The following is a 23,303-nucleotide window of genomic DNA, read 5'->3' on the forward strand; positions in this document are numbered from 1 at the left end:
CCATGCAACAGCCCACCCACGGCACGCGGCGTGACGCCATCGCCAAAATCAAGGTAGCCACCGCATTCACGGCGCTTCCCCTGGCCTTCATGGCCCTGGGCCTGGCGGGCCAGGCCTCGGCCCAGACCCCGTCGCCGGCATTCCCCAGCAAGACCATCCGCTTCGTCGTGCCCTATCCGCCCGGCGGCCCCACCGACCTGATGGCACGCATGCTGCAGCCCGAGCTGCAGCAGCACCTGGGCGTGACCGTCATCGTGGAGAACAAGAGCGGCGCGGGCGGCAACCTGGGCAGCGCCGAGGTGGCCCGCCAGGCGCCCGCCGACGGCCACACCCTGCTGCTGGCCGCCAGCGGCCCCATGGCCGTGAATTCCTCGCTGTACAAGAGCATGCCATTCAACCCGCTCAAGGACCTGGAGCCCGTGGTGCAGCTGTCGGCCTTCCCGCTGGTGCTGGAGGTCCATCCCTCGCTGGGCGTCAAGACCGTGGCCGAGCTGCTGGCCCTGGCCAAAGCGGGCAAGACGCTGAGCTTTGCCTCGGCCGGCAATGGCACGCCCCAGCACCTGGCGGGCGAGCTGTTCAACTCCATGGAGCAGGTCAAGCTGGGCCATGTCCCCTACCGGGGTGCGGGACCGGCACTCAACGACCTGATCGGCGGCCAGGTGGGCGTGATGTTCGACATCGTAGGCAGCTCGCTGCAGCACATCCAGGGCGGGCGCCTGATCCCGCTGGCCGTCACCTCGGCCGAGCGCACCAAGGTGCTGCCCGACGTGCCCACCATGGCCCAGGCCGGCGTGCCCGGCTACCAGATCACGGGCTGGCATGGCATTGCCGTGCGCGCGGGCACGCCGCCCGCCGCCATCGACAAACTCAATTCCACGGTCAACGCCATCTTCAAGGACCCGGCCTTCCGCACGCGCTGGGAGGCCATCGGCACGCCGGCCGTGGGCGGCACGGCGGCCGAATTCGGTGCCTTGATCAAGAGCGACTCCCAGCGCCTGGGCGCGCTGGTGCGCAGCACCGGCGTGACGCTGGACTGAGCGCGCCCGTCAGTAGCCGCGCCGCAGGTCCACGCGGCCGCTCACGGCCTCGCCCCGGCTCAGCGCCGCGACCTTGCCCACGATCTGCTCCACGCTGTCGCGCGCCAGGGTGCGGGCCGAGGTGTGGGGCGTGAGCGTGATGCGCGGATGCCGCCAGAAGGCATGGCCGTCGGGCAGCGGCTCGGTGCGGAACACATCGAGCAACGCGCCGGACACATGGCCCCCGTCGATGGCGGCGATGAGGTCCTCGTCCGCCACATGGCCGCCGCGTCCCACGTTGATGACATAGGCGCCCGGCTGCAGCAGGGCCAGGCTGCGCGCGTCGATGATGCTGTCCGTCTCGGGTGTCAGCGGCAGCAGGTTGACGAGGATGCGGGTGGCGCGCAGAAAGGCATCGAAGTCCTGCGGGCCGCAGAAGCCACGCACGCCGTCGATGGCATGCGGCGTACGGCTCCAGCCGTTGACGGGGAAATCGAACACCGTCAGCGCGCGCGCCACGCGCTCGCCCATGCGGCCCAGCCCCATGATGCCCACGGGGTAGTCGGCACGCCGGGGATTGGGCCGGTGCTGCCACAGGCCGGCGGCCATGTCGGCCTCGTAGCCGTCTAGACCGCGGAAGAAGCGGACCACCGCCTGGCAGACATATTCGGCCATCTGCACGGCCATGCCGGCGTCCTCCAGGCGGTAGACGGGAAGGTCGGCCGGCAGGCGCAGCGGCAGCAGCGCATCGACGCCGGCGCCGATGTTGAACACGGCCTTGAGGCCCGGCTGCTCGTCGATGAAGCGCTGGGGTGGCGCCCAGACCAGGGCGTAGTCGGCCTGCGGCGCGCCCGGCGACCAGATGTCCACCTCGGCGCCCGGCAGGGCCGCGCGCAGTCCTTGCAGCCAGGCGTCGGGCCTGGTGTCTTCGCAGCAGAAAGTCACTCGCATAGGGGGCCAAGCCTAACGGCCTGGCGACGCCCACGCGCGACTTTTGCGCAAAACTGTCTTGCCTGCGGCCTCAGCTTTCCAGGCGCAGCAGCTCGGAGCCTTCGGTCACCTGGTCGCCGGGCGCATACAGCAGCTCGGCCACCACGCCGTCGCCGGGCGCGGCGATGGTGTGCTCCATCTTCATGGCCTCCATCACGGCCAGCGGCTGGCCCTTGCTGACCTTGTCGCCGGCCTTGACGGCAAAGGAGACCACCTTGCCCGGCATGGGCGCCGTCAGGCGGCCGCCTTCGGACTGCACCTCGCCCGCATGGGCCAGCGGATCGGCCAGGCCCAGCACGGCCGCGCCCTGGGGAGCGAACACATGGCATTGCTCGCCCAGCACATGGACCTGGGCGCGCAGGCGCTGGCCCGCGAACTGCACGTCGAAGGCGCCGTCCCCGGCCTGTTGCCAGGACAGCAGGCCCTCGGCGAAGGACTCGCCCTCGCCCACGGCCAGTTGCAGCGCGCCGTCATGCAGGTAGCGCAGGCGCGCGGGCACGGCGGCCTCGCCCTGGCGGAAGTCCCAGCGCCGCTCGGCCACGCCGTGCGAGCGCCAGCCGTCGCGGCGGCTGAAGGGATCGGCGGTTTCCTGCGCGCGCTCGGCCTGCAGCACCTGGGCCACGGCGGCGGCCACGGCCTGGGCCTGCGGCAGGCGCTGCTGATGGAACAGATGCTGCTTCTCGCGCTCGATCAGCGCCGTGTCCAATTTGGCGGTTGCAAAGGCATCGCTGGCGATGACCAGGCGCAGGAACTGCACATTGGTGGCCAGGCCCACGATGCGTGTCTCGGCCAGGGCGGCATCAAGCCGCGCCAGCGCCTGTTCGCGCGTGTCGCCATGCACGATGAGCTTGGCGATCATGGAGTCGTAGAAGGGGCTGATGGCATCGCCCTCGCGCACGCCGTCGTCCACGCGCACGTCGCCGACATGGAAGCTGGCGCAGTCGGGCTTGCGGTAGACGTGCAGGGTGCCGGTGGCGGGCAGGAAGCCGTTGTCGGGGTTCTCTGCGCAGATGCGCGCCTCGATGGCATGGCCGGTGATGCGCAGCTCGTCCTGGCGCTTGGGCAGGGGCAGGCCGCTGGCCACGCGCAGCTGCCAGTCCACCAGGTCCTCGCCCGTGATGGCCTCGGTCACCGGGTGCTCGACCTGCAGGCGGGTGTTCATTTCCATGAAGTAGAACTTCATGGCCTCGGGCTGGTCGTAGCCGCCGGGCTGCTCGACGATGAATTCCACCGTGCCCGCGCCCACGTAGTTCACGGCCTGGGCGGCGGCCACGGCGGCCTCGCCCATCTTCTGGCGCAGCGCGGGCGTCATGCCAGGCGCTGGGGACTCCTCCAGCACCTTCTGGTGGCGGCGCTGGACCGAGCAGTCGCGCTCGAACAGGTAGACGCAGTTGCCCTGGGTATCGCCAAAGACCTGGATTTCGATATGGCGCGGGCGCAGCACGTATTTCTCGACCAGCACGGCGTCGTCGCCGAAGCTGTTGATGGCCTCGCGCTGGCAGCTGGCCAGGGCGGCGGCGAAGTCCTCGCTGCGCTCGACCAGGCGCATGCCCTTGCCGCCGCCGCCCGCGCTGGCCTTGATCAGCACCGGGTAGCCGATGCGGTCGGCCTCGCGCTGCAGCAGCTGCGGGTCCTGGTCGGCCCCGTGGTAGCCGGGCACCAGGGGCACGCCGGCCTTTTCCATGAGTTGCTTGGAGGCCGCCTTCAGGCCCATGGCGCGAATGGCCGAGGGCGGCGGGCCGATGAAGACCAGGCCGGCATCGGCGCAGGCCTGGGCGAATTCCTCGTTCTCGCTGAGAAAGCCGTAGCCGGGGTGGATGGCCTGGGCGCCCGTGGCCTTGGCGGCCTCCAGGATGCGTTCCCAGCGCAGATAGCTGTCCTTGGGGGCGCTGCCGCCGATGTGCACGGCCTCGTCGCAGGCCTGCACATGCTTGGCGCGGGCATCGGCGTCCGAGTACACGGCCACGGTGCGCACGCCCATGCGGCGGGCGGAAGCCGCAACGCGGCAGGCGATTTCACCGCGGTTGGCGATCAGGATCTTCTTGAACATGCGTTATCTCCAGTGTTTTCTCTGCAGCCCCGGTCATTCGGCGACCGGCGGCTATGGTTTTTGATTCATCGCGGGAGACCCGCCCAACAGCGAGCGCAGGCGCTGCACCACGGCCTTGAGAAAGCGCCACAGCACCCAGGTCAGCAGCCACAGGGCGATGACCACGACCAGCAGCACGGCGGCGAAGGCCAGCGGATGCGTGAGCGCCAGCCAGATCGCGCCCACCGAGGCACCGTCCTCCACCAGGCTCGCGCCCACGTTGGAAAACGGCTCCGGCGAAGTGTTGATGGCCGCGCGCGCCGTGCTCTTGGCCACCTGGCTGGACAGGGCCAGCGAGCCGCCCATCAGGGCCGCCATGGTGGCCATGGTCGCGCTGTCGGCGCCGAAGACGCCGGCCGCCAGCGCCGCGCCCGCCGGGATGCGGATCACGCTTTGCAGCAGGTCCCAGACCGAGTCCACGCCGGGGATCTTGTCGGCGAAGAACTCCACGAACAGCAGCGCGCCGCTGGCGAACAGCAGGGCCGGATGCTCCAGCACATGCAGCCCGCCCGGCAGCGCCACCCAGCCCAGCGCCCCCAGCAGCCCGGTCACGAAGACCACGGCGTAGAGCCTAAAGCCGCTGGCCCAGCCCAGTGCGGCGGCCAGCGCCAGCAGGCCGGCCATGTCCATGCCGCTGGTGGCCTGGCCCACGCGCTCGGCCACTTCGCCAGCCGCCTCGCTGACCGTGTGGTGCACGGCCGGGCCCGGGTACAGGCCCACGGACTGCAGCCACTGGACGAGGGAGTCGGTCAGGGTGCTCATGGTGTTGGCTCGGCGTTGGCTCGGCGTTGCTCGGTGGTCGCGCGATGAATGGGCGGCCCGCGCGTGTCAGGCCAGCCAGGCCGGCTTGCGCTTTTGCAGGAAGGCTTGCACGCCCTCCTTGCCCTCGGCGCTGGCGCGGATGTCGGCAATGCCTTCGACGGTGGCGGCGATCAGTTGCTCGTTGATCTCGCGCTCGGCCACGTCGATCACCAGGCGCTTGCAGGCGCGGGCGGCGGCGGGACCGGCGCTGACCAGGTGCTTGAGCAGGCCGTCCACGGCGTTGTCCAGCTCGTCTGCCGCCACCACGCGGTGCACGAAGCCGATGCGCAGCGCCTCGGCCGCGTCGAAGCGCTCACCGGTCAGGAAGTAGCGGTGGGCGGCGCGCGCGCCCATGGCGCGGATCACGTAGGGGCTGATGGTGGCGGGGATCAGGCCGATCTTCACCTCGGACAGGCAAAAGCCCGCGCCCTCGGCGGCCACGGCCATGTCGCAGGCAGCGACCAGGCCCATGCCGCCCGCATAGACATCGCCCTGCACGCGCGCGATGGTGGGCTGCGGGCATTCGTAGATCACGCGCAGCATTTCGGCCAGCAGGCCGGCGTCCTCGCGGTTCTCGTCGCGCGAGTAGTCGGCCATGCGGCGCATCCAGTTGAGGTTGGCGCCTGCGCAGAAGGCCGGCCCCTCGGCGGCCAGCACCACGGCGCGCACGTCGCTGCGCTTGCCCACGGAGTGGAAGGCCTGGGTGATGTCGGCGATGACCTCGTCGCTGAAGGCGTTGCGCACTTCGGGCTGGGTCAGCGTGATGGTGGCCAGGGGGCCCTGGAATTCGAGGGTCAGTGCGGTGGTTTTCATGAAGTACCTCGCTGCAAGGAAAGAGGGGCCGCCGTCACATGCGGAACACACCGAAGCGCGTGTCCTCTATGGGAGCGTTGCGCGTGGCCGCCAGGCCCAGCGCCAGCACGCGGCGCGTGTCGGCGGGGTCGATGACGCCATCGTCCCACAGGCGCGCCGTCGCGTAATAGGGGTGGCCCTGATCCTCGTACTGCTGGCGGATGGGGGCCTTGAAGGCCTCTTCCTCCTCGGCCGTCCACTGGCCGCCCTTGGCCTCGATGCCGTCGCGCTTGACGGTGGCCAGCACGCTGGCCGCCTGCTCGCCGCCCATGACCGAGATGCGCGCGTTGGGCCACATCCACAGGAAGCGCGGCGAGTAGGCGCGGCCGCACATGCCGTAGTTGCCCGCGCCGAAGGAGCCGCCGATGATGATGGTGAACTTCGGCACGGCCGCCGTGGCCACGGCCGTGACCAGCTTGGCGCCGTGGCGGGCAATGCCTTCGTTCTCGTACTTGCGGCCCACCATGAAGCCCGTGATGTTCTGCAGGAAGACCAGCGGGATCTTGCGCTGGCAGCACAGCTCGATGAAGTGCGCGCCCTTGACGGCCGATTCGCTGAACAGGATGCCGTTGTTGGCGATGATGCCCACCTGCATGCCCTCGATGCGCGCAAAGCCGCAGACCAGGGTGGCGCCGAAGCGGGCCTTGAACTCGTCGAAGCGGCTGCCGTCCACCACGCGGGCGATGATCTCGCGCACATCGAAGGGCTTGCGCGTGTCCACGGGGATCACACCGTACAGCTCGCCGCCGTCGAACAGCGGCGCCTCGGGGGGCAGGTCGCCGGCCGAAGGCTGCTTGGCATGGTTGAGGTTGGCCACGGACTGGCGCGCCAGCGCCAGCGCGTGGGTGTCGTTGTGGGCCAGGTGGTCGGCCACGCCCGACAGGCGCGTGTGCACGTCGCCGCCGCCCAGGTCCTCGGCGCTGACCACCTCGCCCGTGGCGGCCTTCACCAGCGGCGGGCCGCCCAGGAAGATGGTGCCCTGGTTCTTGACGATGATGGACTCGTCGCTCATGGCCGGCACATAGGCGCCGCCGGCCGTGCACGAGCCCATGACCACGGCGATCTGGGCAATGCCCTCGGCGCTCATGTTGGCCTGGTTGAAGAAGATGCGGCCGAAGTGCTCGCGGTCGGGAAACACATCGTCCTGGTTGGGCAGGTTGGCGCCGCCCGAGTCCACCAGGTAGATGCAGGGCAGGCGGTTCTGCGCGGCGATCTCCTGGGCGCGCAGGTGCTTCTTCACCGTCATCGGGTAGTAGGTTCCGCCCTTCACCGTGGCGTCGTTGCACACGATCATGCAGTCCACGCCGCTGACGCGGCCGATGCCGGCGATCAGGCCCGCGCCGGGTGCATCGTTGCGGTACATGTTGAGCGCGGCCAGCGGGGCGATCTCCAGAAAGGGCGTGCCCGGGTCCAGCAGCATGGCCACGCGGTCGCGCGGCAGCAGCTTGCCGCGCGCCACGTGCTTGGCGCGCGCGGCCTCGCCGCCGCCCTCGGCGACCTTGGCCACCTGGGCCTGCAGGTCTTCGACCACGGCGCGCATGGCGGCGGCATTGGCCAGGAAGTCCGCCGAACGCGGATTGAGTTGGGTGCCCAGAATGCTCATGTGTGGCCTCTTCTTGTGTTTGCCCGATGCGGGCGCTTGGTTTTTTCGAATGTGCTGCAAAGAACGGCGGCCCGGGCTGGGGAAAATGCCGTATGCACACCGTTGAAATCGTCTTGCTCGTTTTGCTGCTGGGGGCACTGACCGGCATTGCCGCGCGCTATGTGCGCGCCATCCCGCTGCCGCTGATACAGATCGCCCTGGGAGCGCTGATCGCCTGGCCGCAAAAGGGCCTGCACATCGCCTTCGATCCCGAGCTGTTCCTGCTGCTGTTCATCCCGCCGCTGCTGTTCGCCGACGGCTGGCGCATCCCCAAGCGCGAGTTCTTTTCGCTGTACCGCCCCATCCTGCGCCTGGCGCTGGGCCTGGTGCTGTTCACGGTGGTGGGGCTGGGCTGGCTGATCCACTGGCTGGTGCCCGGCATGCCGCTGACCGTGGCCTTCGCGCTGGCCGCCGTGGTCTCGCCCACCGATGCCGTGGCCGTCTCGGCCATCACGCGCAACCTGGGCATGCCCGAGAAGACCATGCACATCCTCGAAGGCGAGTCCCTGCTCAACGATGCCTCGGGCCTGGTGGCGCTGAAGTTCGCCATTGCCGCCACGCTGACCGGCCTGTTCTCGTGGACCGAGGTGGCCAAGGATTTCATGTGGATGGCCCTGGGCGGCCTGGGCGTGGGCACGCTGATCGGCTGGGGCTTTTCCTATGCGCGCAGCACCATCACGCGCCGCCTGGGCGACGTGGCGGCCACGCAGATGGTGCTGCTGCTGATCCTGCTGCCCTTCGCTGCCTACATCGTGGGCGAAAAGATCGGCGTGTCGGGCATCCTGTCGGCCGTGGCCGCGGGCATTGCCACCAACTTCGCCGACCTGGAGCGCAGCAGCTACATCAGCGAGCGGCTGCAGACCGAGGGCACCTGGAGCATGGTGGAAGCCTCGTTCAACGGCGCCATCTTCCTGCTGCTGGGCCTGCAGCTGCCCTCCATCATCGGCGTGACGCTGCACGATGCGGGCAGCGAATGGTGGGTGCTGGTGGGCTATGTGGTGATCATCTCCAGCGCGCTGCTGCTGATGCGCTGGATCTGGCTGACCCTGGGCGTGCAGCGCAGCCTGGCACGCGCCCACTTCCAGGGAAAGATGGCAGAGCGCCCTTCCCACCTGCTGAACCTGGCCACCACCATGGCCGGCATACGCGGCGCCGTGACGCTGGCCGGCGCGCTGTCCGTGCCCATGCTGCTGAACAACGGCCAGCCCTTTCCGGGCCGCGAGATGCTGGTCTTCCTGGCCACCGGCACCATCTTGTTCACCCTGGTGCTGGGCAGCATCGCGCTGCCGCTGATCCTGCGCCGCATGCCCCAGCCCGGCGAATCGCCCACGGTGCGCGAGGAGCGCCTGGCGCGCGTGGCCGCCTGCCAGTCCGCCATTGGCGGGCTGACGCTGAGCGAGGAAGAGATCCAGGGCCACACGCCCGAATGGGTGGCCATGCACCAGGAGGTCATGGGCCACCTGACGCAGGAGTACCGCAACCGCGTCCAGCTGCTGGACGACGGCAGCGGCACGGCCTCCAGCATCGAGATCCAGCGCGAGGCGCCCGAAGTCGTGCGCCAGCGCAAGCTGCGCTACCTGCTGGAGATCGAGCTGCGGCTGCGCTGCATCCACCAGGAGCGCGACGCGCTCTACGCCGAGCGCCAGGCCCACCGCATCAACGACGAGTCGCTGCGCCGCCTGGTCAGCGAGCTGGACATGCAGGAGATCTCGCTGCGCAAGCGCCTGGTCGTGGCGCGCCGCGCTGCAGCCTCGGCCGTGGCCGCGCCCGAAGGCGGCACGCACTAGGCGGCACGCGGTGGACAGCTGGCGGCAGTGCATGAAAGCAGCCCTCAGGCGGTCCTGGCCGGGCGCAGATCCAGCATGGCGATCATCTCGTCGCGGATCTTGAATTTCTGGATCTTGCCGGTCACCGTCATCGGGAAGGCCTCGACGAAGCGGATGTAGCGCGGCACCTTGTAGTGGGCGATCTGGCCCTTGCAGAAGTCGCGCACGCCGTCTTCGGTCAGCGTCTGGCCGGGCTTGACGATGATCCAGGCGCACAGCTCCTCGCCGTAGCGCGCGTCGGGCACGCCGACCACCTGCACATCCTGCACCTGGGGATGGCGGTAGAGGAATTCCTCGATCTCGCGCGGGTAGATGTTCTCGCCGCCGCGGATCACCATGTCCTTGATGCGGCCGACGATGTTCACGTAGCCCTGCTCATCCATGGTGGCCAGGTCGCCGGTGTGCATCCAGGCCGCGTCGTCGATGGCCTCGCGCGTGCGGGCCTCGTCCCCCCAGTAGCCGTGCATGACCGAGTAGCCGCGCGTGCACAGCTCGCCCGAGACGCCGGGTGCCACCACCTCGCCCGTGGCCGGGTCGACGATCTTCACCTCCAGGTGCGGCTGCACCTTGCCCACGGTGGACACGCGGCGCTGAAGCGGCGTGTCGGCATCGCTCTGGCAGCTGACGGGGCTGGTCTCGGTCATGCCGTAGGCGATGGTGATCTCGGACAGGTGCATGTCGCTGACCACGCGCTTCATCACCTCGATGGGACAGGGCGAGCCGGCCATGATGCCGGTGCGCAGCGTGCTCAGGTCGAACTCCTTGAAGCGCGGGTGATCCAGCTCGGCGATGAACATCGTGGGCACGCCGTGCAGGCCCGTGCAGCGCTCGGCCTGCACGGTCTCCAGCACCAACAGCGGATCGAATCCGTCATTCGGGTAGACGATGGCCGAGCCATGCGTGAAACAGGCCAGATTGCCCAGCACCATGCCGAAGCAGTGGTACAGCGGCACGGGAATGCACAGCCGGTCCTCGGGCGTCAGCCGCATGCACTCGCCGATGAAAAAGCCGTTGTTCAGGATGTTGCGGTGGGTCAGCGTGGCGCCCTTGGGAAAGCCCGTCGTGCCGCTGGTGAACTGGATGTTGATGGGGTCGGTGTTCTTGAGCGTGGCGGCCACGGCGTCGATGCGCGCATCCTGCGCATCACCGCGGGCCAGCAGGCTGGAAAAGCGCAGCATGCCGGGCTGCTCTTCGCCCTGCCCTGCGACGTCGATCCAGACCACGCTGCGCAGCTGGGGCAGGCGCGCGCAATGCAGGCGGCCGGGCTCGGCCGTGGCCAGCTCGGGGGCCAGTTCGCGCAGCATGCCCAGGTAGTCGCTGGTCTTGAACTGCGCCATGGTCACCAGCGCCTTGCAGCCGACCTTGTTGAGCGCGTACTCGACCTCGGAGGTGCGGTAGGCCGGGTTGATGTTGACCAGCACCAGGCCGACCTGGGCCGTGGCCAGCTGCATCAGCACCCATTCGGCGTTGTTGTGCGACCAGATGCCGACGCGGTCGCCCTTGTCCAGCCCCAGGCCCAGCAGCGCGCTGGCCAGGCGGCGCGCCTCGGTGTGCAGGCTGGCATAGCTGTAGCGCAGGCCCTGGTGGCGGCTGACCAGGGCCTCGCGATCGGGCTGGCGGGCCGCCATGTCGGCAAAGAAGTCGCCGATGGTCTGCTCGATCAGCGGCACATCGGTGCGGCCTTGGGCATGGCTGGAAGCGAGCGGGGCGTTCTGGGCGGGCATGCGTTGTCTCCTGTGTCGTCGGCGGCGCCTGGGACGGGCAAATGCAGTGGCCTGCCCCGTCACGGCAGCTATTGCGTGGCAGCATAAGGGCCAACCCCGAGCAGAACAGGCCACGAAGGTTGCAATAATTGCCAGCATGTTCACCCCCTCGCTGGTCAAGACCCCCCTGCCCCAGGCGGCCGCCACCATGGCCTCCGCACACCCTGCAGTCACGCCCATGGCCTTTGTGCAGGCCATTATGCTGGCCTACGAACGCCGGGACATCAGCGCCCTGTCCGCCCTGGAGAAGGCACAAATCGCGCCAGACTCCGTCAAAGAGCGCAACGAGTGCATCACGGCGCTGCAGATGGAGGCACTGTCCGATGCCGCCATGCGCGAACTCGACGACGAGGCCCTGGGCTGGTTCTCCCGGCGCCTGCCCTGGGGCAGCTACGGCATGCTGGCACGCGCCAGCATGGGCAGCGAGCAGCTGGGCCTGGCGCTGGCGCGCTGGTGCCGCCACCATGGCCTGCTGACCGATGACATCCGGCTCACGCTGACGCAGGAAGACGGCTTGGCCACGCTGGCCATCGAGGAGCTGTCCACGCTGGGCGCCATGCGCGAGTTCTGCCTGCTGTCGGTGCTGCGCAATATCCACGGCCTGGCCAGCTGGTTCATCGATGAGCCGCTGCCGCTGCGGCGCGTCTGCTTTCCCTTCGATCCCCCGCCACATGCGGGCGTGTATGCGCTGCTGTTCCCGCCGGGCGAGGTGGAGTTTGGCGCGGCCCGGGCCTGCCTACAGTTCGACGCGCGTTTTCTGGATATGCCGCTGACGCGCGACGAGCCTGCGCTGCAGCGCATGCTGCAGCGCGCCCTGCCGCTGCAGGTGCGCCCCTACCGGCGCGAGCGCCAGCTGGTGCAGCGCGTGCGCCAGCTGCTGGCCGCCGACGCCGAATGCCTGCAGACGGCCGACACGCTGGCGCGCCAGCTGCACCTGTCCCAGCGCAGCCTGCACCGCCAGCTCAAGGAAGAAGGCGCCTCGCTGCAGGCGCTCAAGGACGAGGTGCGGCGCGAGCGTGCCGTGGCCCTGCTGCTGCGCACCAGCCGGCCCATCAAGCGCATCGCCCAGTCCTGCGGCTTTCTCAACGACAAGAGCTTCATCCGCGCCTTCCGGCTGTGGACGGGGCTGTCGCCTTCCGAATTCCGCAAGAGCGCGCGAGCCCGGCCCGAGTGAGGGCCGTGCGCATCCTGGCGCGATTTGCATCCTGCGCGACAGCCGCCGTCCGCGCATCTGGCCTAGGCTTTGCGCATGCACCATCTCCACCACTGCGTCAGCGCGCGCTCCTTCCGCGCGCTGTGGATGCTCGAAGAACTGCAGCTTCCCTACACGCTGCACATGCTGCCGTTTCCGCCGCGCATGCTGCAGCGCAGCTACCTGGAGCTCAACCCGCTGGGCACGGTGCCGCTGCTGCGCCACGGCGAGGCCAGGCTGACCGAGTCAGCCGCCATCTGCGAATACCTGGCCGCCCTGCACCCCGGGGCGGGCCTGTCCGTGCAGCCGCAGGAGGCGGGCTTTGCGGCCTACCTCAACTGGCTGCACATGAGCGATGCCACGCTGACCTTCCCGCAGACCCTGGTGCTGCGCTATGCGCACTTCGAGCTGGCCGAACGGCGCCAGCCCCAGGTGGCCCAGGACTACCAGCGCTGGTTCCTCGCGCGGCTGCGCGCCGTGGAGCAGGCCGTGGAGCAGCGCGACTGGCTCACGGCAGACCGCTTCACCGCTGCAGACGTGGCCGTGGGCTATGCGCTGATGCTGTCGGCCCACCTGGAGATGGAGCCGCAATGGGGGCCTGCCACCCTGGCCTACTGGCAGCGCCTGCAGCAGCGGCCCGCCTTCCAGCGGGCGCTGCAGGCCGAGCAGCAGGCCGCGCGTGCGCAGGCCGTGGACGAGACGCCTTCGCCGCGGCTGCGCTAGGGCCGGCTCAGGCCCAAGCTCAGGCGCTGGCGCTGGCCTGCCCGATGGCGCGCAGCATGGCCGGCAGCTCGCCCATGTCGCCGAACACGCAGCTGGCGCCGGCTTCGAGCAGTTGCTCGGCCGAGGCATGGCCCTGGTCGGCCGGGAAGTAGCCCCAGACCGTGGCGCCTGCGGCCACGCCGGCGGTGACGCCGGTCACCGTGTCCTCGATGACCAGGCAGCGCGCCGGCTCCACGCCCAGGGCTGCGGCGGCTGCCAGGTACACATCGGGAAAGGGCTTGCTGCGCGGCAGCTCATGGCCGCTGAAGACGCGGCCCTCGAAATACGGGGCCATGCCGACCTGGGCCAGCTGCATCTCCACCTTGGCGCGGTCCGCGCCCGAGGCGCAGGCGATGCGGCCAGCGCACAGCGCATGGGATTCGCTGACGGCGGACAGCGCGCCGTCAATGGCCACCAGCTCGGCGCGCAGCGCGGCGTTGCGGCGCTCGTAGAAGGCGGCCATCCATGCGTCGGTCAGCGGCTTGCCGGTGCGCGCCTCGATCAGCGCGGCCTGGCTGCGCACGGTCTTGCCGATGAATTCGCGCAGGCATTCCTCGGTGCTGATGGGCCAGCCCGATTCATTGAGCATGGTGCACAGCACGCGGTTGGTGATGGATTCACTGTCGACGAGCACGCCGTCACAGTCGAAGAGCACGGCCTCGAAAGCAGTCATGGATGGATTCTCGAAACAAACTGAGCAAGGGCGCCCTGGGGCGCCCTTGCTGCGGAAAATGGCCGGATTATGCGCCGGCCGCGCATGCCTGTGCCCTGCTCAGGGGAAGGAGGCACCGGCCAGCGGATGCACCATGCGCTTGACGTTGCGCACCGAGATGGAATGGAACTGGCCATCGTCGGTGACCACATCGCCGAAGGCGAAAAAGCCTTCGGCCGCGTTGCGGTTGAACTGCTCCAGGCGCTGCGCGAGGCTGGCGTTGTTGGACACGGATTCGAGGCGGTACTCGATGGCGCCCTGCTGGTCGCCGCTCTTTTCGTACAGCTGCACGCCTTCGGTATTGCCGCGCAGCACCAGGGCGCCGCGCAGCAGGTGGCCCTTGGCACCCATCTCGTCCAGGCGCTGCTTCAGCGCCGCGCCGTTGGCCATGCCGAAGGGCGCGGCCAGGGCGAACACCGCGTACTCGAAGGCCGGTGCCTTGGAGTCCTTGACGTAGAGGTTGAACATCTCGTCGCCCGAGATCAGCGGACCCGTGTAGCGGAAACCCCGGCCGCTCATCTCGGCCAGTTGCTGCGTGAAGCCGGACGTGTCCAGCGCACCCACGGCGGGGCGCGTCTCGTAGCTGTAGGTGGCGGCGGCGCTGCTGCTGCGCACATAGAGGTTGCGCAGGTCCTGCGTGCTGCTCGGGAACGCCATGCCCGACTTGTACAGGTAGCCCTGCGCACCCTGCGCATTGAGCTGGGCCACCAGGGCCGAGACGCCAGCCACGTCGGCCACCATGCGGTAGTCCAGGCGCGTGCCGGTGTGGGCCGTGTCGGTAACGTAGAAGTCACCGATGGGAATGGGGAAGGTGGTGCCGCCCGAGGCCAGGCTGTAGGTGAAGGCATAGCCTTGCGCCCCCAGCGTGTTCATGGCGGACAGGGCCGCGTCGAAGTTTTCGGCAGCCGTCTCCATGCGGTACTGGCCGGTCACCGGGGTCGTCGTGCCGCCGCCGGGGTTGCCGGGCGTGCCGGGGTTGCCAGGATTTCCGCCATTGCCGGGATCTCCGCCGCCCGGTTCTCCCAATCCACCACCACCGCCGCCGCCACAGGCGGCCAGGGTTCCCAGAAGCATCAATGCCGCACTGCGGCGCGTGAGCTGTACCATCTTCATGACTATCTCCCCTTCTCGTTGAATACGTGCCCGTTCCATGCGGAATCTCAGGGCATCGGCGGCGATTTTGGGGAGTTGGCCGACATCCGGTCACCCCCCGGCCGGGGGGTAATCGTTACGATGTGCGCAAGGTGTATCCGGGCGCGCCCTGGCGCTCCAGCCCTTTCGACATGCCTTCGCGCGGACCATGCACAGCCATCCCCTCCTGACCGATTCCTCCTGTCTCCAATCGGGGCGCTATGCCCTGGTGATCGACGACCACCCGCTGACGGCCATGGGCGTGTCCGAGTTCCTGAAACAATTCGGCCTGTCCGAAGTCCATGCCGTGGCCGATGCGGGCCAAGGCCTGCAGTGCATGGCCGGCAGGGGATCGCCGCATCTGGCCATCGTGGATTTCTGGCTGGGTGCCAGCGCGGGCACGGACGTGGTGCGCGAAATCCGCACGCTGGCGCCCGCCTGCCGCGTGCTCATGACCAGCGGCGACACGCATGGCGCGATTGCCCTGAAGGCACGCGCGGCGGGGGCCCATGGCTTTGTGCTCAAGTCGCAGCCGCCGCAGGTGCTGCAGCAGGCCGTGGCTGCCCTGCTGCGCGGCGAGACCTGGTTCCCCGCAGCCCCGCTGGCGCCGCAGGCGCCGGGCGGCGCCCATGCCATCCGCATGACGGCGGCCGAGCTGGGCCTCACCCCGCGCCAGGCCCAGGTGCTGGACCTTGTGCTGCGCGGCCTGCCCAATCCGAGCATTGCGCAGTTGCTGCACCTGTCGCCCCACACGGTCAAGGAGCATGTGGCAGGCGCCCTGCAGCGCCTGGGCGTGCACAGCCGCATCGACGCCATCACGCGCATGCAGGGCATTGCGCTGGAGCTGCCGCCCTCCGTCCCGCCGACCGATACGGTTCAGGCGCCGGCCACGGCCAGCCTGCGCTGAAGCAGGGCCAGCAGCGCCAGCGGGTCCACGGGCTTGCGCAGCAGCAGATAGCCCAGTTCCTGCGCCTCCTGCTCCAGCGCCGGTGACGGCTCGCCGCTGAGCAGGGCGCCCGCCGCCTGCGGCGCTTGCGCCAGCACATTCTGCAGCAGCGCAAAGCCGTTCTCGCCCCGTGCCAGATGGTGGTCGCACAGCACGAAATCGGGATGCTGCCCCGCCGCCAGCCAGTCGGCCACCTCGCGGCCCGTGGCGGCCACATCCACCTGCAGCCCCCAATCGCGCAGCAGGCCGACCAGGGCCCGCGCCACCTGCGCATCGTCATCGACCACCCAGCACCGGCCCTGGAGCAGGGGCGGCCGGGACTGCGCCTGCGTCTGCGCCTGCGATCCCTCGGACTGCGGCAAGGCCGCCTGCACATTCAGGCTGGACGGCAATTGCAGCCAGAAGCAGGACCCCCGCCCCGGCGTGGACAGCAGGCCGTGCTCCACGCCCATGCGGCGGGCCGCTGCGGCCACCACGGCCAGGCCCAGGCCCTGGCTGCTCACGCCGGGCAGGTGGTCGGCCGCAGGCTGGGCCGCGCATCGGGCCGCCTGGCCTGAGCGCGCGCGAAAGTGCGGCGCAAAGACATGGGGCCGGTCTTCGGCCGCAATGCCCAGGCCCGTGTCCCAGACCTCGATGCGCCAGCCCCCGCCGTGCACGCGGGCGGCCAGCAGCACCCCGCCGCACTGGGTGTAGCGCAGGGCGTTGTGCAGCAGGTTGAACACCATCTGGCGCAGCAGGGCCTCGTCGGCACGCACCAGGCTGTCCATGCCGCGCGCCACGCGCCAGCGCAGCACCAGCCCGCGCTGGCGTGCCTCGGCCGCGAACAGGCGCGTGGCATCGCTCAGCAGAATGCGCAGGTCCATCACCTGGGCGCGCAGCTCCCAGGTGCCGTTCTCCAGCCGCGACAGGTCCAGCAGATCGTTGCACATGGTGCCCAGCGACTGGGCACAGGCCTGGGCATCGTCAAGCACGCCTGCCAGTGCGCCGTCGGCATTGCGCTGGCGGGCGGTTTCCACCAGCAGGCCCAGAGCATGCAGCGGTTGGCGCAGGTCATGGCTGGCGGCCGACAGGAAGCGGCTCTTGGCCTCCAGCGCCTGTTCGGCCTGCTCCTTGGCGGCCAGGTAGCGTTCGGCCAGCAGCTGGCGGTCACGCTCCTGCGCCCATTGCTGCTGCATGAGCTGGCGCGCCCCCCAGGCATGGCGCGCGATGGTGGCGCCATACAGCATGAGCAGCGGCAGCAGGTACAGGCCCCTGTTCGGGAAGTACCAGACCACGGCCAGCAGCATGGCGCCGTACAGCACGCCGAAGAAGCGCTTGAACACGGCAGCCGCCGGCGCCAGAAAGGTGGCGGCCGAGGCCACGACGCCGCACAGCACCAGGTAGATGAAAAGCCGGAATTCATGGCCGCTGCCATGGGTCAGCGGTATCGCCAGCGCCCAGGAACCGGCGTTGAGCAGGGCCATGCGGCCCATCACGCGCTCCCAGCGCTGCAGCCGCGTTGGCAACTCGGCCGATGGCACGGCAGCACCCAGGTCCCGGCGCAACTGGCGCCGCAACCCGACAAAGACGCAGGCCATGACCGCCATGCCCAGCCACCACAGCAGCAGCGGCACCTGGAAGGCGCCCGTTTCGTGCCGCTGCAGCCAGACCACGATGCCGGGGATGATGAGGGCCGCCGCCTCGGACGAGCCCCGCGATGCGATGGACAGCAGCAGCCGCTGGCGCTGCTGCAACTTCCACAGCGGCTCCGCAGGGCCGCCGCCGTGCTCAGAACTGGTCGCCATCCACGTAGAGCCAGCGCCCGGCTTCTCGCACGAAACGGCTGCGCTCATGCAGGCGCACGGCGCGGCCGCCCACGCGGTAGCGCGCGACGAATTCCACCTCGGCGCTGTCCTCGCCGGTGCTTCGGAAGTCCTTGACCGTCAGCCCCAGCCAGCGTGCCGAAGGCTCGAAGTCCAGCGTGGCGGGCCGCTGGCTGGCGTGCCAGGTAGCCAGCAGATAGGCGGCGTCCTCACGCACGAAGGCGCTGTAGCGCGAGCGCATCAACGCCTGGGCGTCGGGCGCAGGGCAGTCGTCGAAATGGTCCAGGTAGCGGCCGCAGCAGGCATCGAATGCCAGGGGACGGCCCTTGGCATCGTGCTGGCCGCAGGGACAGGCCGGGGAGGTGGCGGCAGCGCTCATAGCGGCTGGCCCTGCGGAACTTGCGGAACTTGGGGACCTTGGGGTAGGACGGCGCGGGAGCAGGAATGCATGTCAGTCACGGCCGCCTTGCTGCGACCGGGTTCTTGATGGAGGACAGGCGGGCCATGATACTGACCGCAGGCCCTCGGGCCTGTAAGGAGAGCCCATGTTTTCAATGTCGGTCCCGTGGTGGGAGTTCGTGGTGCGCGGCGTGGCCGTCTACCTGTTCTTGCTGGTGTTCCTTCGGCTGACGGGGCGGCGCCAGACGGGGCAGTACGCGCCGTTCGACCTGGTACTGCTGCTCATCCTGTCGAATGCGGTGCAGAACTCCATGAATGCCGGGGACAACTCGCTGATCGGTGGCATGGTCTCGGCCTCCACGCTGATCCTGTGCCATCTGCTGCTGTCCTGGCTGACCTTTCACTTCCCGGTGCTGGAGCGGCTGGTGGACGGCAAGGCCAAGGCCCTGATCAGGGACGGACACCTGAACAAGGATCTGATGCGCGAGGAACGCATCACGCGCGACGATATCGAGGCCGCGCTGCGTGCGGGCGGCTGCCTGCACCTGCGCGAGGTGGAACGCGCCACGCTGGAGACCGACGGCAGCATCACCGTCGTCCTGCGCCGCCGCGACAGCGAGAACGACGGCGATCCGCCGGTGTGACCCCCTGCTCGGCGGCCCCTGTCAGTCGAGCTGCTCCAGGAAGCGCTCGATGGCCAGATTCACGGGCTGCGGATGCGTGAGGTTGGCCGCATGGCCGGCACCCGGCACCTCCACCCACTGCGCCCTGGGCAAGGCCTTGGCCATGGCGCGTGCACGGTCGGGCGCGATGGCTGTGTCGTCCGTGCCATGGATGACCAGGGCCGGCACATGGATGTCGGGCAGGCGCGGGCTGATGTCATCGCGCTGGGCCAGCGCCAGAAAGCTCTGCCCCAGGTTGATGGGCGTGGCCTTCTTCCATTTGGCACGCCAGGCCGCCGCGCCACTCCAGCCCTGGCCCAGGATGGTGCGCTCCACCGTGGTCGCCATGTCGTCGCTGAGGCCATGCTCCATCCAGGCCCGCAGCAAGGCTTCATGGTGGGGCATCTGCTCGGGGTCTTCCAGCATGGCCTGGGTGTCGATCAGCACCAGCGCGCGCACGATCTCGGGGTGGATGAGCGCGCAGCGCAGCGACAGATAGCCGCCCTGCGACATGCCCACCAGCACCGCGCGCTCCACGCCCAGGTGCTCAAGCAGGGCGGCCAGGTCGTCGGCCGAGTCGTAGTAGTCGAAGGGTGCGCACTGCTCGGGGTCTGCCGTCTGGCCATGGCCGCGCTCGTCCCAGCTGATGCAGCGAAAGCGCCCTTGCAGTGCCTGGACCTGGGGAGCGAACATGGTGTGGTCCATGAGCAGCCCGTGCGAAAACACCAGGACCGGGCCTCTCCCGCCCGTGTCCTCGTAGTACAGGTTCTGGCCGTTGACGGAAGCGATGGGCATGTCGGGATCTCCTGCGAAGGTGGTCACAAACCGGCCGGAAACGGCTGCCCGCCTCTCTCGGGCGCCGTGCCGGCGATGCTCCATGCTAAGCCCTGCGGGTGTCAGGGCCATCCGGCCCGACCCGCAGCGCGGGGGATTACCCTCAGGCCAGGGCGCGCTGGATGAGAATTTTCTGCACGTCGCTCGTTCCCTCGTAGATCTGGCAGACACGCACGTCGCGGTAGATGCGTTCCACGGGGAAGTCGCTGACCACGCCATAGCCGCCCAGGGTCTGGATGGCGGCGCTGCACACGCGCTCGGCCATTTCGCTGGCGAACAGCTTGGCCATGGCTGCTTCCTTGAGGCAGGGCAGGCCGGCATCGCGCAGGCTGGCCGCATGCCAGATCAGCTGGCGCGCGGCCTCGATCTGCGTGGCGCAGTCGGCCAGGCGAAAGCCCACGGCCTGGTGGTTGAAGATGGGCTGGCCGAAGCTCTCGCGCTCCTTGGAGTACTGCAGCGCGCAATCGAAGGCCGCACGCGCCATGCCCACGCTTTGCGCGGCAATGCCGATGCGCCCTCCTTCCAGCGCCGACAGCGCAATCTTGTAGCCCTCGCCCTCGGCGCCGATGAGGTTGGCGGCGGGGATGCGGCAGCCCTCGAACTGGATCTGGGCCGTGTCCGAACTGTGCTGGCCCAGCTTGTCCTCCAGCCGCAGCACCTGGTAGCCGGGTGCGGAGGTCGGAACGATGAAGGCGCTCATGCCGCGCTTGCCCGCCGCCTTGTCGGTGACGGCGATGACGATGGCCACGTCGCCGTTCTTGCCACTGGTGATGAATTGCTTGACGCCGTTGATCACGTAGTCGCTGCCGTCGCGCGTGGCCGTGGTGCGCAGTGCCGAGGCATCCGAGCCCACATGCGGCTCGGTCAGGCAGAAGGCGCCCAGCATCTCGCCGCGCGCCAGCGGCGCCAGCCATTGCTGCTTTTGCGCCTCGCTGCCATAGCGCATGAGGATGGCGTTGACGGGGCAGTTGGTCACGCTGATCACCGTGCTGGTGCCGCCGTCGCCGGCTGCGATCTCCTCCAGCACCAGGGCCAGGCTCAGGTAGTCAAGGCCGGCACCGCCGTATTCCTCGGGCACGCAGATGCCGTAGGCGCCCAGCGCCGCCAGGCCCTGGTGCACGTTCTTGGGAAAGTGGTGTTCCTTGTCCCAGCGTGCGGCATGGGGCGTGATTTCGGTGCGCACGAAGTCGCGCACCGCGTCACGGATCATTTCCTGGTCTGCGTTGAGCAGCATGTCTTGTCTCCTGATTCTTGTTTCGTTGTCCGTTGTCCGTTGCGCTGGTCGGATCTACCAGGCGATGCGCTGCCCGTCATGCCGCAGCATGCGGCCCCGGTCGGCCGGCGTGACGCCGGCCAGCGTGCGCACCAGGCCCTGCACGCTTTGCTCGACGGTGAAGGTGGCAGCCGCGCCACCCATGTCGGTCTGCACCCAGCCCGGGTCCAGCGCGACCACGGTGGCGCCCGGCCATTGCGGCTGGGCGCTGGCCACGACCATGTTGAGCGCAGCCTTGCTGACGCGGTAGAGCCAGGCGTCGGATTCGGCGTCGGCAAGCAGCGACATCTGGCTGGAGAACAGGCCGAACACGCCGCCCGCCGCCTCGACCAGCGGCGCCACCTGGGGCAGCACCTGCATGGCGCCCAGTACATTGGTGTGCATGACGCGGTCGAACTGCTCGCGCGTGGGCGGCGTGGCCGAGCTGTGGGCATCCCACACTCCGGCCACATACAGCGCCAGCTCGATCTTCTCGCCGTCGAGTTGCCAGGCCAGGCCGCTGACGCTGGCCGGGTCGGCCACATCCACCAGCAGCACCTTGGCGCCCGTGGCCTCGACGCGCTCGCGGTCGGCCTCGCTGCGCACCGTGGCGACCACGCTGCGGCCCCGGGCCGCATAGGCCTCTACCAAGGCAAAACCAAGCCCGCGCGAGGCTCCCAACACCAGAGTGACTGCCATGTCTTTCGACCTTTCAAATGGAATGCGGTCAGCGGCCCTGCTCGTCCGCGATCTGCTTTTCGTAGCGCTCGACCATGGCCTCCTGCGTCTCGGTGGGCGCAGGCAGGCCGATCTGCTGGTGGACCATCTGGTTCACCGAGGGCATGACGTTGCGCGACACCTGGGACTCTGGCTTCCAGAGCCGGGCGCGCATCAGGGCCTTGGCACAGTGCAGATAGGCCTCCTGCACCTGGATCTCCAGAACGATCTTGGGCCGGAAGCCTTCGCTGGCGAACAGCGCCGTGTAGTGGGCCTCGTCGCGCAGCTTGGCCACGCCGTTGACGCGCAGGGTCTCGTCGAAACCCGGCACCATGAACAGCAGGCCGATGCGCGGATCGGCGATCAGGTTGCTGAAGCTGTCCAGGCGGTTGTTGCCGCCCGAATCGGGAATCAGCAGCGTCTGGTTGTCAGGCGCCTTGATGAAGCCCGGCTTGCCGCCGCGCGGCGAGGCATCCATCATCGCGCCCGCCCCGCCCCCCGTGGCCACGATGCACAGCGGCGACAGCGCGATGAAGCGCAGGCAGTGCCGGTCCAGGTCCACCTGCTGCTTGAGCAAGGCCCTTTCGGCCGGCATGGCATACAGGCTGCGCAACTGTTCTTCGCTGGTAATCATGGTCGAGAGGTCAAAGTAATAGCGGATCGGCCGATCCAAGTCTAGCTCTCTGGACGTCTGTGGCGCTGCCCATAAAACTGGCGCAATGCAAATCAGAGACACCGAGGAAGGGCCTGGGCCGGCCGCGCCGCCCCGCACCGAGGGTGTCGTCCCCCTTTCAGGGGGAGGGCGCGCAGCGCCTCAGGGGGTGACCATTTCTATCGCCATGGCTGTTCCCTCGCCGCCGCCTATGCACAGCGTGGCCAGGCCGCGCTTGCCGCCACGCGCCTGCAGGGCGTGCAGCAGCGTGACCAGGATGCGCGCACCGCTGGCGCCAATGGGGTGGCCCAGCGCACAGGCGCCGCCGTTGACGTTGACCTTGTCGCGCGGCACGCCCAGCTCGGCCATCAGGGCCATGGGCACGACGGCAAAGGCTTCGTTGACTTCCCACAGGTCCACGTCCGCCGCCGTCCAGCCGGCCTTCTTGAGGGCCTTCTGCGTGGCGCCCACGGGGGCCGTGGTGAACCATTCGGGCTCCTGGGCGTGCGTGGCATGGGCGACGATGCGCGCCAGCGGCTTGCAGCCCAGCTCCTTGGCCGTGGACTCGCGCATCAGCACCAGGGCGGCGGCGCCGTCGTTGATGCTGGAGCTCGATGCGGCCGTGATCGTGCCGTCCTTCTTGAAGGCGGGCTTGAGGCTGGAGATCTTGTCCAGCTTGGCCTTGGCCGGGCCTTCGTCGATGCTGACAGTGACATCGCCCTTGCGCGTGGAGACGGTGACGGGCGTGATCTCGGCGGCGAAGGCGCCGCTTTCAGTGGCCGCCTGGGCGCGCTTGACGCTTTCGATGGCGTAGGCGTCCTGCTGCTCGCGCGTGAAGTGGTATTTGGCGGCACAGTCCTCGCCAAAAGTGCCCATGGAGCGGCCAGGCTCGTAGGCGTCCTCCAGGCCGTCGAGCATCATGTGGTCATAGACCTTGTCGTGGCCCATGCGGTAGCCACCACGGCCCTTCTTGAGCAGGTAGGGCGCATTGGTCATGCTTTCCATGCCGCCGGAGACCACGACATCGCGGCTGCCTGCGACCAACTGGTCGTGCGCCAGGATGGTGGCCTCCATGCCGGCGCCGCACATCTTGGACAGGGTCACGGCTTTTTTGCGGCTTTTCCCGCTTTTTTCCCCCCAGGCTTTTTTTACCGGCCCCTCGGCGTTTTGCGCTGGCGCTCATTGTCATGATCCGAACATCAACACCCCGATCCGCAGCGGACCAGACCGCTCCCCAGGACGAAAACCAACTCATCGCCGAGC

The 23,303-nt window shown here is 69.0% G+C and carries 20 protein-coding genes and 1 pseudogene; 6 read left to right on the plus strand and 15 right to left on the minus strand.

Features of this window, described 5'->3' with window-relative positions; genetic code table 11:
- Positions 1-2: 2 nt before the first annotated feature.
- Positions 3-1,037 (plus strand): Bug family tripartite tricarboxylate transporter substrate binding protein, encoded by a 1,035-nt coding sequence (locus DA1_RS18040; protein WP_034397388.1) that lies wholly within the window; start codon positions 3-5, stop codon positions 1,035-1,037.
- A 9-nt stretch (positions 1,038-1,046) separates the two neighbouring features.
- On the opposite strand, the gene DA1_RS18045 is transcribed toward DA1_RS18040, so the two are convergent.
- The 5 genes from DA1_RS18045 to DA1_RS18065 all read right to left on the minus strand — a co-directional run bounded on the left by DA1_RS18045 (position 1,047) and on the right by DA1_RS18065 (position 7,351).
- The gene (locus DA1_RS18045) at positions 1,047-1,967 is read right to left on the minus strand and encodes a 2-hydroxyacid dehydrogenase (RefSeq protein ID WP_034397390.1); all 921 of its coding nucleotides are present in this window, start codon (positions 1,965-1,967) and stop codon (positions 1,047-1,049) included.
- Positions 1,968-2,037: 70 nt separating this feature from the next.
- Positions 2,038-4,056 carry an acetyl/propionyl/methylcrotonyl-CoA carboxylase subunit alpha gene (locus tag DA1_RS18050; protein ID WP_034397391.1) on the minus strand — a complete coding sequence of 673 codons (2,019 nt, stop codon included), beginning with the start codon at positions 4,054-4,056 and terminating at the stop codon, positions 2,038-2,040.
- Between the two features lie 51 nt (positions 4,057-4,107).
- On the minus strand, positions 4,108-4,857 hold the full coding sequence (locus tag DA1_RS18055) for a DUF4126 domain-containing protein (RefSeq protein ID WP_034397393.1): 750 nt from the start codon (positions 4,855-4,857) through the stop codon (positions 4,108-4,110).
- A gap of 66 nt (positions 4,858-4,923) precedes the next feature.
- Entirely contained in the window at positions 4,924-5,709 is a 786-nt protein-coding gene (locus DA1_RS18060; RefSeq protein ID WP_012207769.1) for an enoyl-CoA hydratase/isomerase family protein, read from the minus strand.
- Positions 5,710-5,743: 34 nt separating this feature from the next.
- Positions 5,744-7,351 carry a carboxyl transferase domain-containing protein gene (locus DA1_RS18065; protein WP_034397395.1) on the minus strand — a complete coding sequence of 536 codons (1,608 nt, stop codon included), beginning with the start codon at positions 7,349-7,351 and terminating at the stop codon, positions 5,744-5,746.
- 92 nt (positions 7,352-7,443) lie between these two features.
- Between DA1_RS18065 and DA1_RS18070 the strand changes: the two genes are divergently transcribed.
- Complete coding sequence (locus DA1_RS18070; protein WP_034397397.1) at positions 7,444-9,177, plus strand: Na+/H+ antiporter; 1,734 nt, start codon at positions 7,444-7,446, stop codon at positions 9,175-9,177.
- Between the two features lie 44 nt (positions 9,178-9,221).
- Here DA1_RS18070 and DA1_RS18075 read toward each other — a convergent pair whose 3' ends face one another.
- Positions 9,222-10,940 (minus strand): AMP-binding protein, encoded by a 1,719-nt coding sequence (locus DA1_RS18075; RefSeq protein WP_034397399.1) that lies wholly within the window; start codon positions 10,938-10,940, stop codon positions 9,222-9,224.
- Positions 10,941-11,076: 136 nt separating this feature from the next.
- Between DA1_RS18075 and DA1_RS18080 the strand changes: the two genes are divergently transcribed.
- Positions 11,077-12,153, plus strand: coding sequence for an AraC family transcriptional regulator (locus tag DA1_RS18080; protein WP_034397401.1), 1,077 nt, complete (start codon positions 11,077-11,079; stop codon positions 12,151-12,153).
- A gap of 75 nt (positions 12,154-12,228) precedes the next feature.
- On the plus strand, positions 12,229-12,894 hold the full coding sequence (locus DA1_RS18085; RefSeq protein ID WP_034397403.1) for a glutathione S-transferase family protein: 666 nt from the start codon (positions 12,229-12,231) through the stop codon (positions 12,892-12,894).
- 19 nt (positions 12,895-12,913) lie between these two features.
- Here the strand turns inward: DA1_RS18085 and DA1_RS18090 are convergent, their stop codons facing one another.
- Both DA1_RS18090 and DA1_RS18095 read right to left on the minus strand, forming a co-directional pair.
- On the minus strand, positions 12,914-13,606 hold the full coding sequence (locus DA1_RS18090) for an HAD family hydrolase (RefSeq protein WP_012207775.1): 693 nt from the start codon (positions 13,604-13,606) through the stop codon (positions 12,914-12,916).
- 99 nt (positions 13,607-13,705) lie between these two features.
- Positions 13,706-14,758, minus strand: a complete 1,053-nt coding sequence (locus DA1_RS18095; protein ID WP_034397405.1) for a hypothetical protein — start codon at positions 14,756-14,758, stop codon at positions 13,706-13,708.
- 187 nt (positions 14,759-14,945) lie between these two features.
- Between DA1_RS18095 and DA1_RS18100 the strand changes: the two genes are divergently transcribed.
- Positions 14,946-15,683, plus strand: coding sequence for a response regulator (locus DA1_RS18100; protein ID WP_034397407.1), 738 nt, complete (start codon positions 14,946-14,948; stop codon positions 15,681-15,683).
- Here the strand turns inward: DA1_RS18100 and DA1_RS18105 are convergent.
- Together DA1_RS18105 and DA1_RS18110 are read right to left on the minus strand one after the other, a co-directional pair.
- Positions 15,653-17,506 carry a hybrid sensor histidine kinase/response regulator gene (locus DA1_RS18105; RefSeq protein ID WP_034397409.1) on the minus strand — a complete coding sequence of 618 codons (1,854 nt, stop codon included), beginning with the start codon at positions 17,504-17,506 and terminating at the stop codon, positions 15,653-15,655. The genes DA1_RS18100 and DA1_RS18105 overlap by 31 nt on opposite strands.
- Complete coding sequence (locus DA1_RS18110; protein WP_034397411.1) at positions 17,490-17,903, minus strand: YchJ family protein; 414 nt, start codon at positions 17,901-17,903, stop codon at positions 17,490-17,492. Before DA1_RS18110 ends, DA1_RS18105 begins: the two co-directional genes overlap by 17 nt.
- Before the next feature lie 166 nt (positions 17,904-18,069).
- Here DA1_RS18110 and DA1_RS18115 point away from each other — a divergent pair, with 166 nt between their 5' ends.
- On the plus strand, positions 18,070-18,567 hold the full coding sequence (locus DA1_RS18115; protein ID WP_034397412.1) for a DUF421 domain-containing protein: 498 nt from the start codon (positions 18,070-18,072) through the stop codon (positions 18,565-18,567).
- A 21-nt stretch (positions 18,568-18,588) separates the two neighbouring features.
- Here the strand turns inward: DA1_RS18115 and DA1_RS18120 are convergent, their stop codons facing one another.
- The 5 genes and pseudogenes from DA1_RS18120 to DA1_RS18140 all read right to left on the minus strand — a co-directional run.
- Positions 18,589-19,380 (minus strand): alpha/beta fold hydrolase, encoded by a 792-nt coding sequence (locus DA1_RS18120; RefSeq protein ID WP_013800386.1) that lies wholly within the window; start codon positions 19,378-19,380, stop codon positions 18,589-18,591.
- Between the two features lie 142 nt (positions 19,381-19,522).
- On the minus strand, positions 19,523-20,653 hold the full coding sequence (locus DA1_RS18125; RefSeq protein ID WP_034397414.1) for an acyl-CoA dehydrogenase family protein: 1,131 nt from the start codon (positions 20,651-20,653) through the stop codon (positions 19,523-19,525).
- 54 nt (positions 20,654-20,707) lie between these two features.
- The gene (locus DA1_RS18130) at positions 20,708-21,370 is read right to left on the minus strand and encodes an SDR family oxidoreductase (RefSeq protein ID WP_034397416.1); all 663 of its coding nucleotides are present in this window, start codon (positions 21,368-21,370) and stop codon (positions 20,708-20,710) included.
- Positions 21,371-21,398: 28 nt separating this feature from the next.
- Entirely contained in the window at positions 21,399-22,022 is a 624-nt protein-coding gene (locus DA1_RS18135; protein ID WP_034397418.1) for a pyridoxamine 5'-phosphate oxidase family protein, read from the minus strand.
- Between the two features lie 180 nt (positions 22,023-22,202).
- A pseudogene (locus DA1_RS18140) lies at positions 22,203-23,147 on the minus strand (acetyl-CoA C-acyltransferase); the annotation flags it as partial.
- Between the last annotated feature and the right edge of the window lie 156 nt (positions 23,148-23,303).

The organism is Delftia acidovorans NBRC 14950, from assembly GCF_001598795.1.
GTDB classification, from domain to species: Bacteria; Pseudomonadota; Gammaproteobacteria; order Burkholderiales; family Burkholderiaceae_C; genus Comamonas; species Comamonas acidovorans.

What these genes read in the sequence shown, in the direction of transcription:
- DA1_RS18100 (WP_034397407.1), top strand. Translation starts at nt 14,946, where the DNA reads ATGCACAGCCATCCCCTCCTGACCGATTCCTCCTGTCTCCAATCGGGG.
- DA1_RS18120 (WP_013800386.1), bottom strand. Translation starts at nt 19,380, where the DNA reads ATGCCCATCGCTTCCGTCAACGGCCAGAACCTGTACTACGAGGACACG.
- DA1_RS18045 (WP_034397390.1), bottom strand. Translation starts at nt 1,967, where the DNA reads ATGCGAGTGACTTTCTGCTGCGAAGACACCAGGCCCGACGCCTGGCTG.
- DA1_RS18110 (WP_034397411.1), bottom strand. Translation starts at nt 17,903, where the DNA reads ATGAGCGCTGCCGCCACCTCCCCGGCCTGTCCCTGCGGCCAGCACGAT.
- DA1_RS18070 (WP_034397397.1), top strand. Translation starts at nt 7,444, where the DNA reads ATGCACACCGTTGAAATCGTCTTGCTCGTTTTGCTGCTGGGGGCACTG.
- DA1_RS18060 (WP_012207769.1), bottom strand. Translation starts at nt 5,709, where the DNA reads ATGAAAACCACCGCACTGACCCTCGAATTCCAGGGCCCCCTGGCCACC.
- DA1_RS18095 (WP_034397405.1), bottom strand. Translation starts at nt 14,758, where the DNA reads ATGAAGATGGTACAGCTCACGCGCCGCAGTGCGGCATTGATGCTTCTG.
- DA1_RS18065 (WP_034397395.1), bottom strand. Translation starts at nt 7,351, where the DNA reads ATGAGCATTCTGGGCACCCAACTCAATCCGCGTTCGGCGGACTTCCTG.
- DA1_RS18075 (WP_034397399.1), bottom strand. Translation starts at nt 10,940, where the DNA reads ATGCCCGCCCAGAACGCCCCGCTCGCTTCCAGCCATGCCCAAGGCCGC.
- DA1_RS18105 (WP_034397409.1), bottom strand. Translation starts at nt 17,506, where the DNA reads ATGGCGACCAGTTCTGAGCACGGCGGCGGCCCTGCGGAGCCGCTGTGG.
- DA1_RS18090 (WP_012207775.1), bottom strand. Translation starts at nt 13,606, where the DNA reads ATGACTGCTTTCGAGGCCGTGCTCTTCGACTGTGACGGCGTGCTCGTC.
- DA1_RS18125 (WP_034397414.1), bottom strand. Translation starts at nt 20,653, where the DNA reads ATGCTGCTCAACGCAGACCAGGAAATGATCCGTGACGCGGTGCGCGAC.
- DA1_RS18040 (WP_034397388.1), top strand. Translation starts at nt 3, where the DNA reads ATGCAACAGCCCACCCACGGCACGCGGCGTGACGCCATCGCCAAAATC.
- DA1_RS18130 (WP_034397416.1), bottom strand. Translation starts at nt 21,370, where the DNA reads ATGGCAGTCACTCTGGTGTTGGGAGCCTCGCGCGGGCTTGGTTTTGCC.
- DA1_RS18080 (WP_034397401.1), top strand. Translation starts at nt 11,077, where the DNA reads ATGTTCACCCCCTCGCTGGTCAAGACCCCCCTGCCCCAGGCGGCCGCC.
- DA1_RS18055 (WP_034397393.1), bottom strand. Translation starts at nt 4,857, where the DNA reads ATGAGCACCCTGACCGACTCCCTCGTCCAGTGGCTGCAGTCCGTGGGC.
- DA1_RS18085 (WP_034397403.1), top strand. Translation starts at nt 12,229, where the DNA reads ATGCACCATCTCCACCACTGCGTCAGCGCGCGCTCCTTCCGCGCGCTG.
- DA1_RS18115 (WP_034397412.1), top strand. Translation starts at nt 18,070, where the DNA reads ATGTTTTCAATGTCGGTCCCGTGGTGGGAGTTCGTGGTGCGCGGCGTG.
- DA1_RS18050 (WP_034397391.1), bottom strand. Translation starts at nt 4,056, where the DNA reads ATGTTCAAGAAGATCCTGATCGCCAACCGCGGTGAAATCGCCTGCCGC.
- DA1_RS18135 (WP_034397418.1), bottom strand. Translation starts at nt 22,022, where the DNA reads ATGATTACCAGCGAAGAACAGTTGCGCAGCCTGTATGCCATGCCGGCC.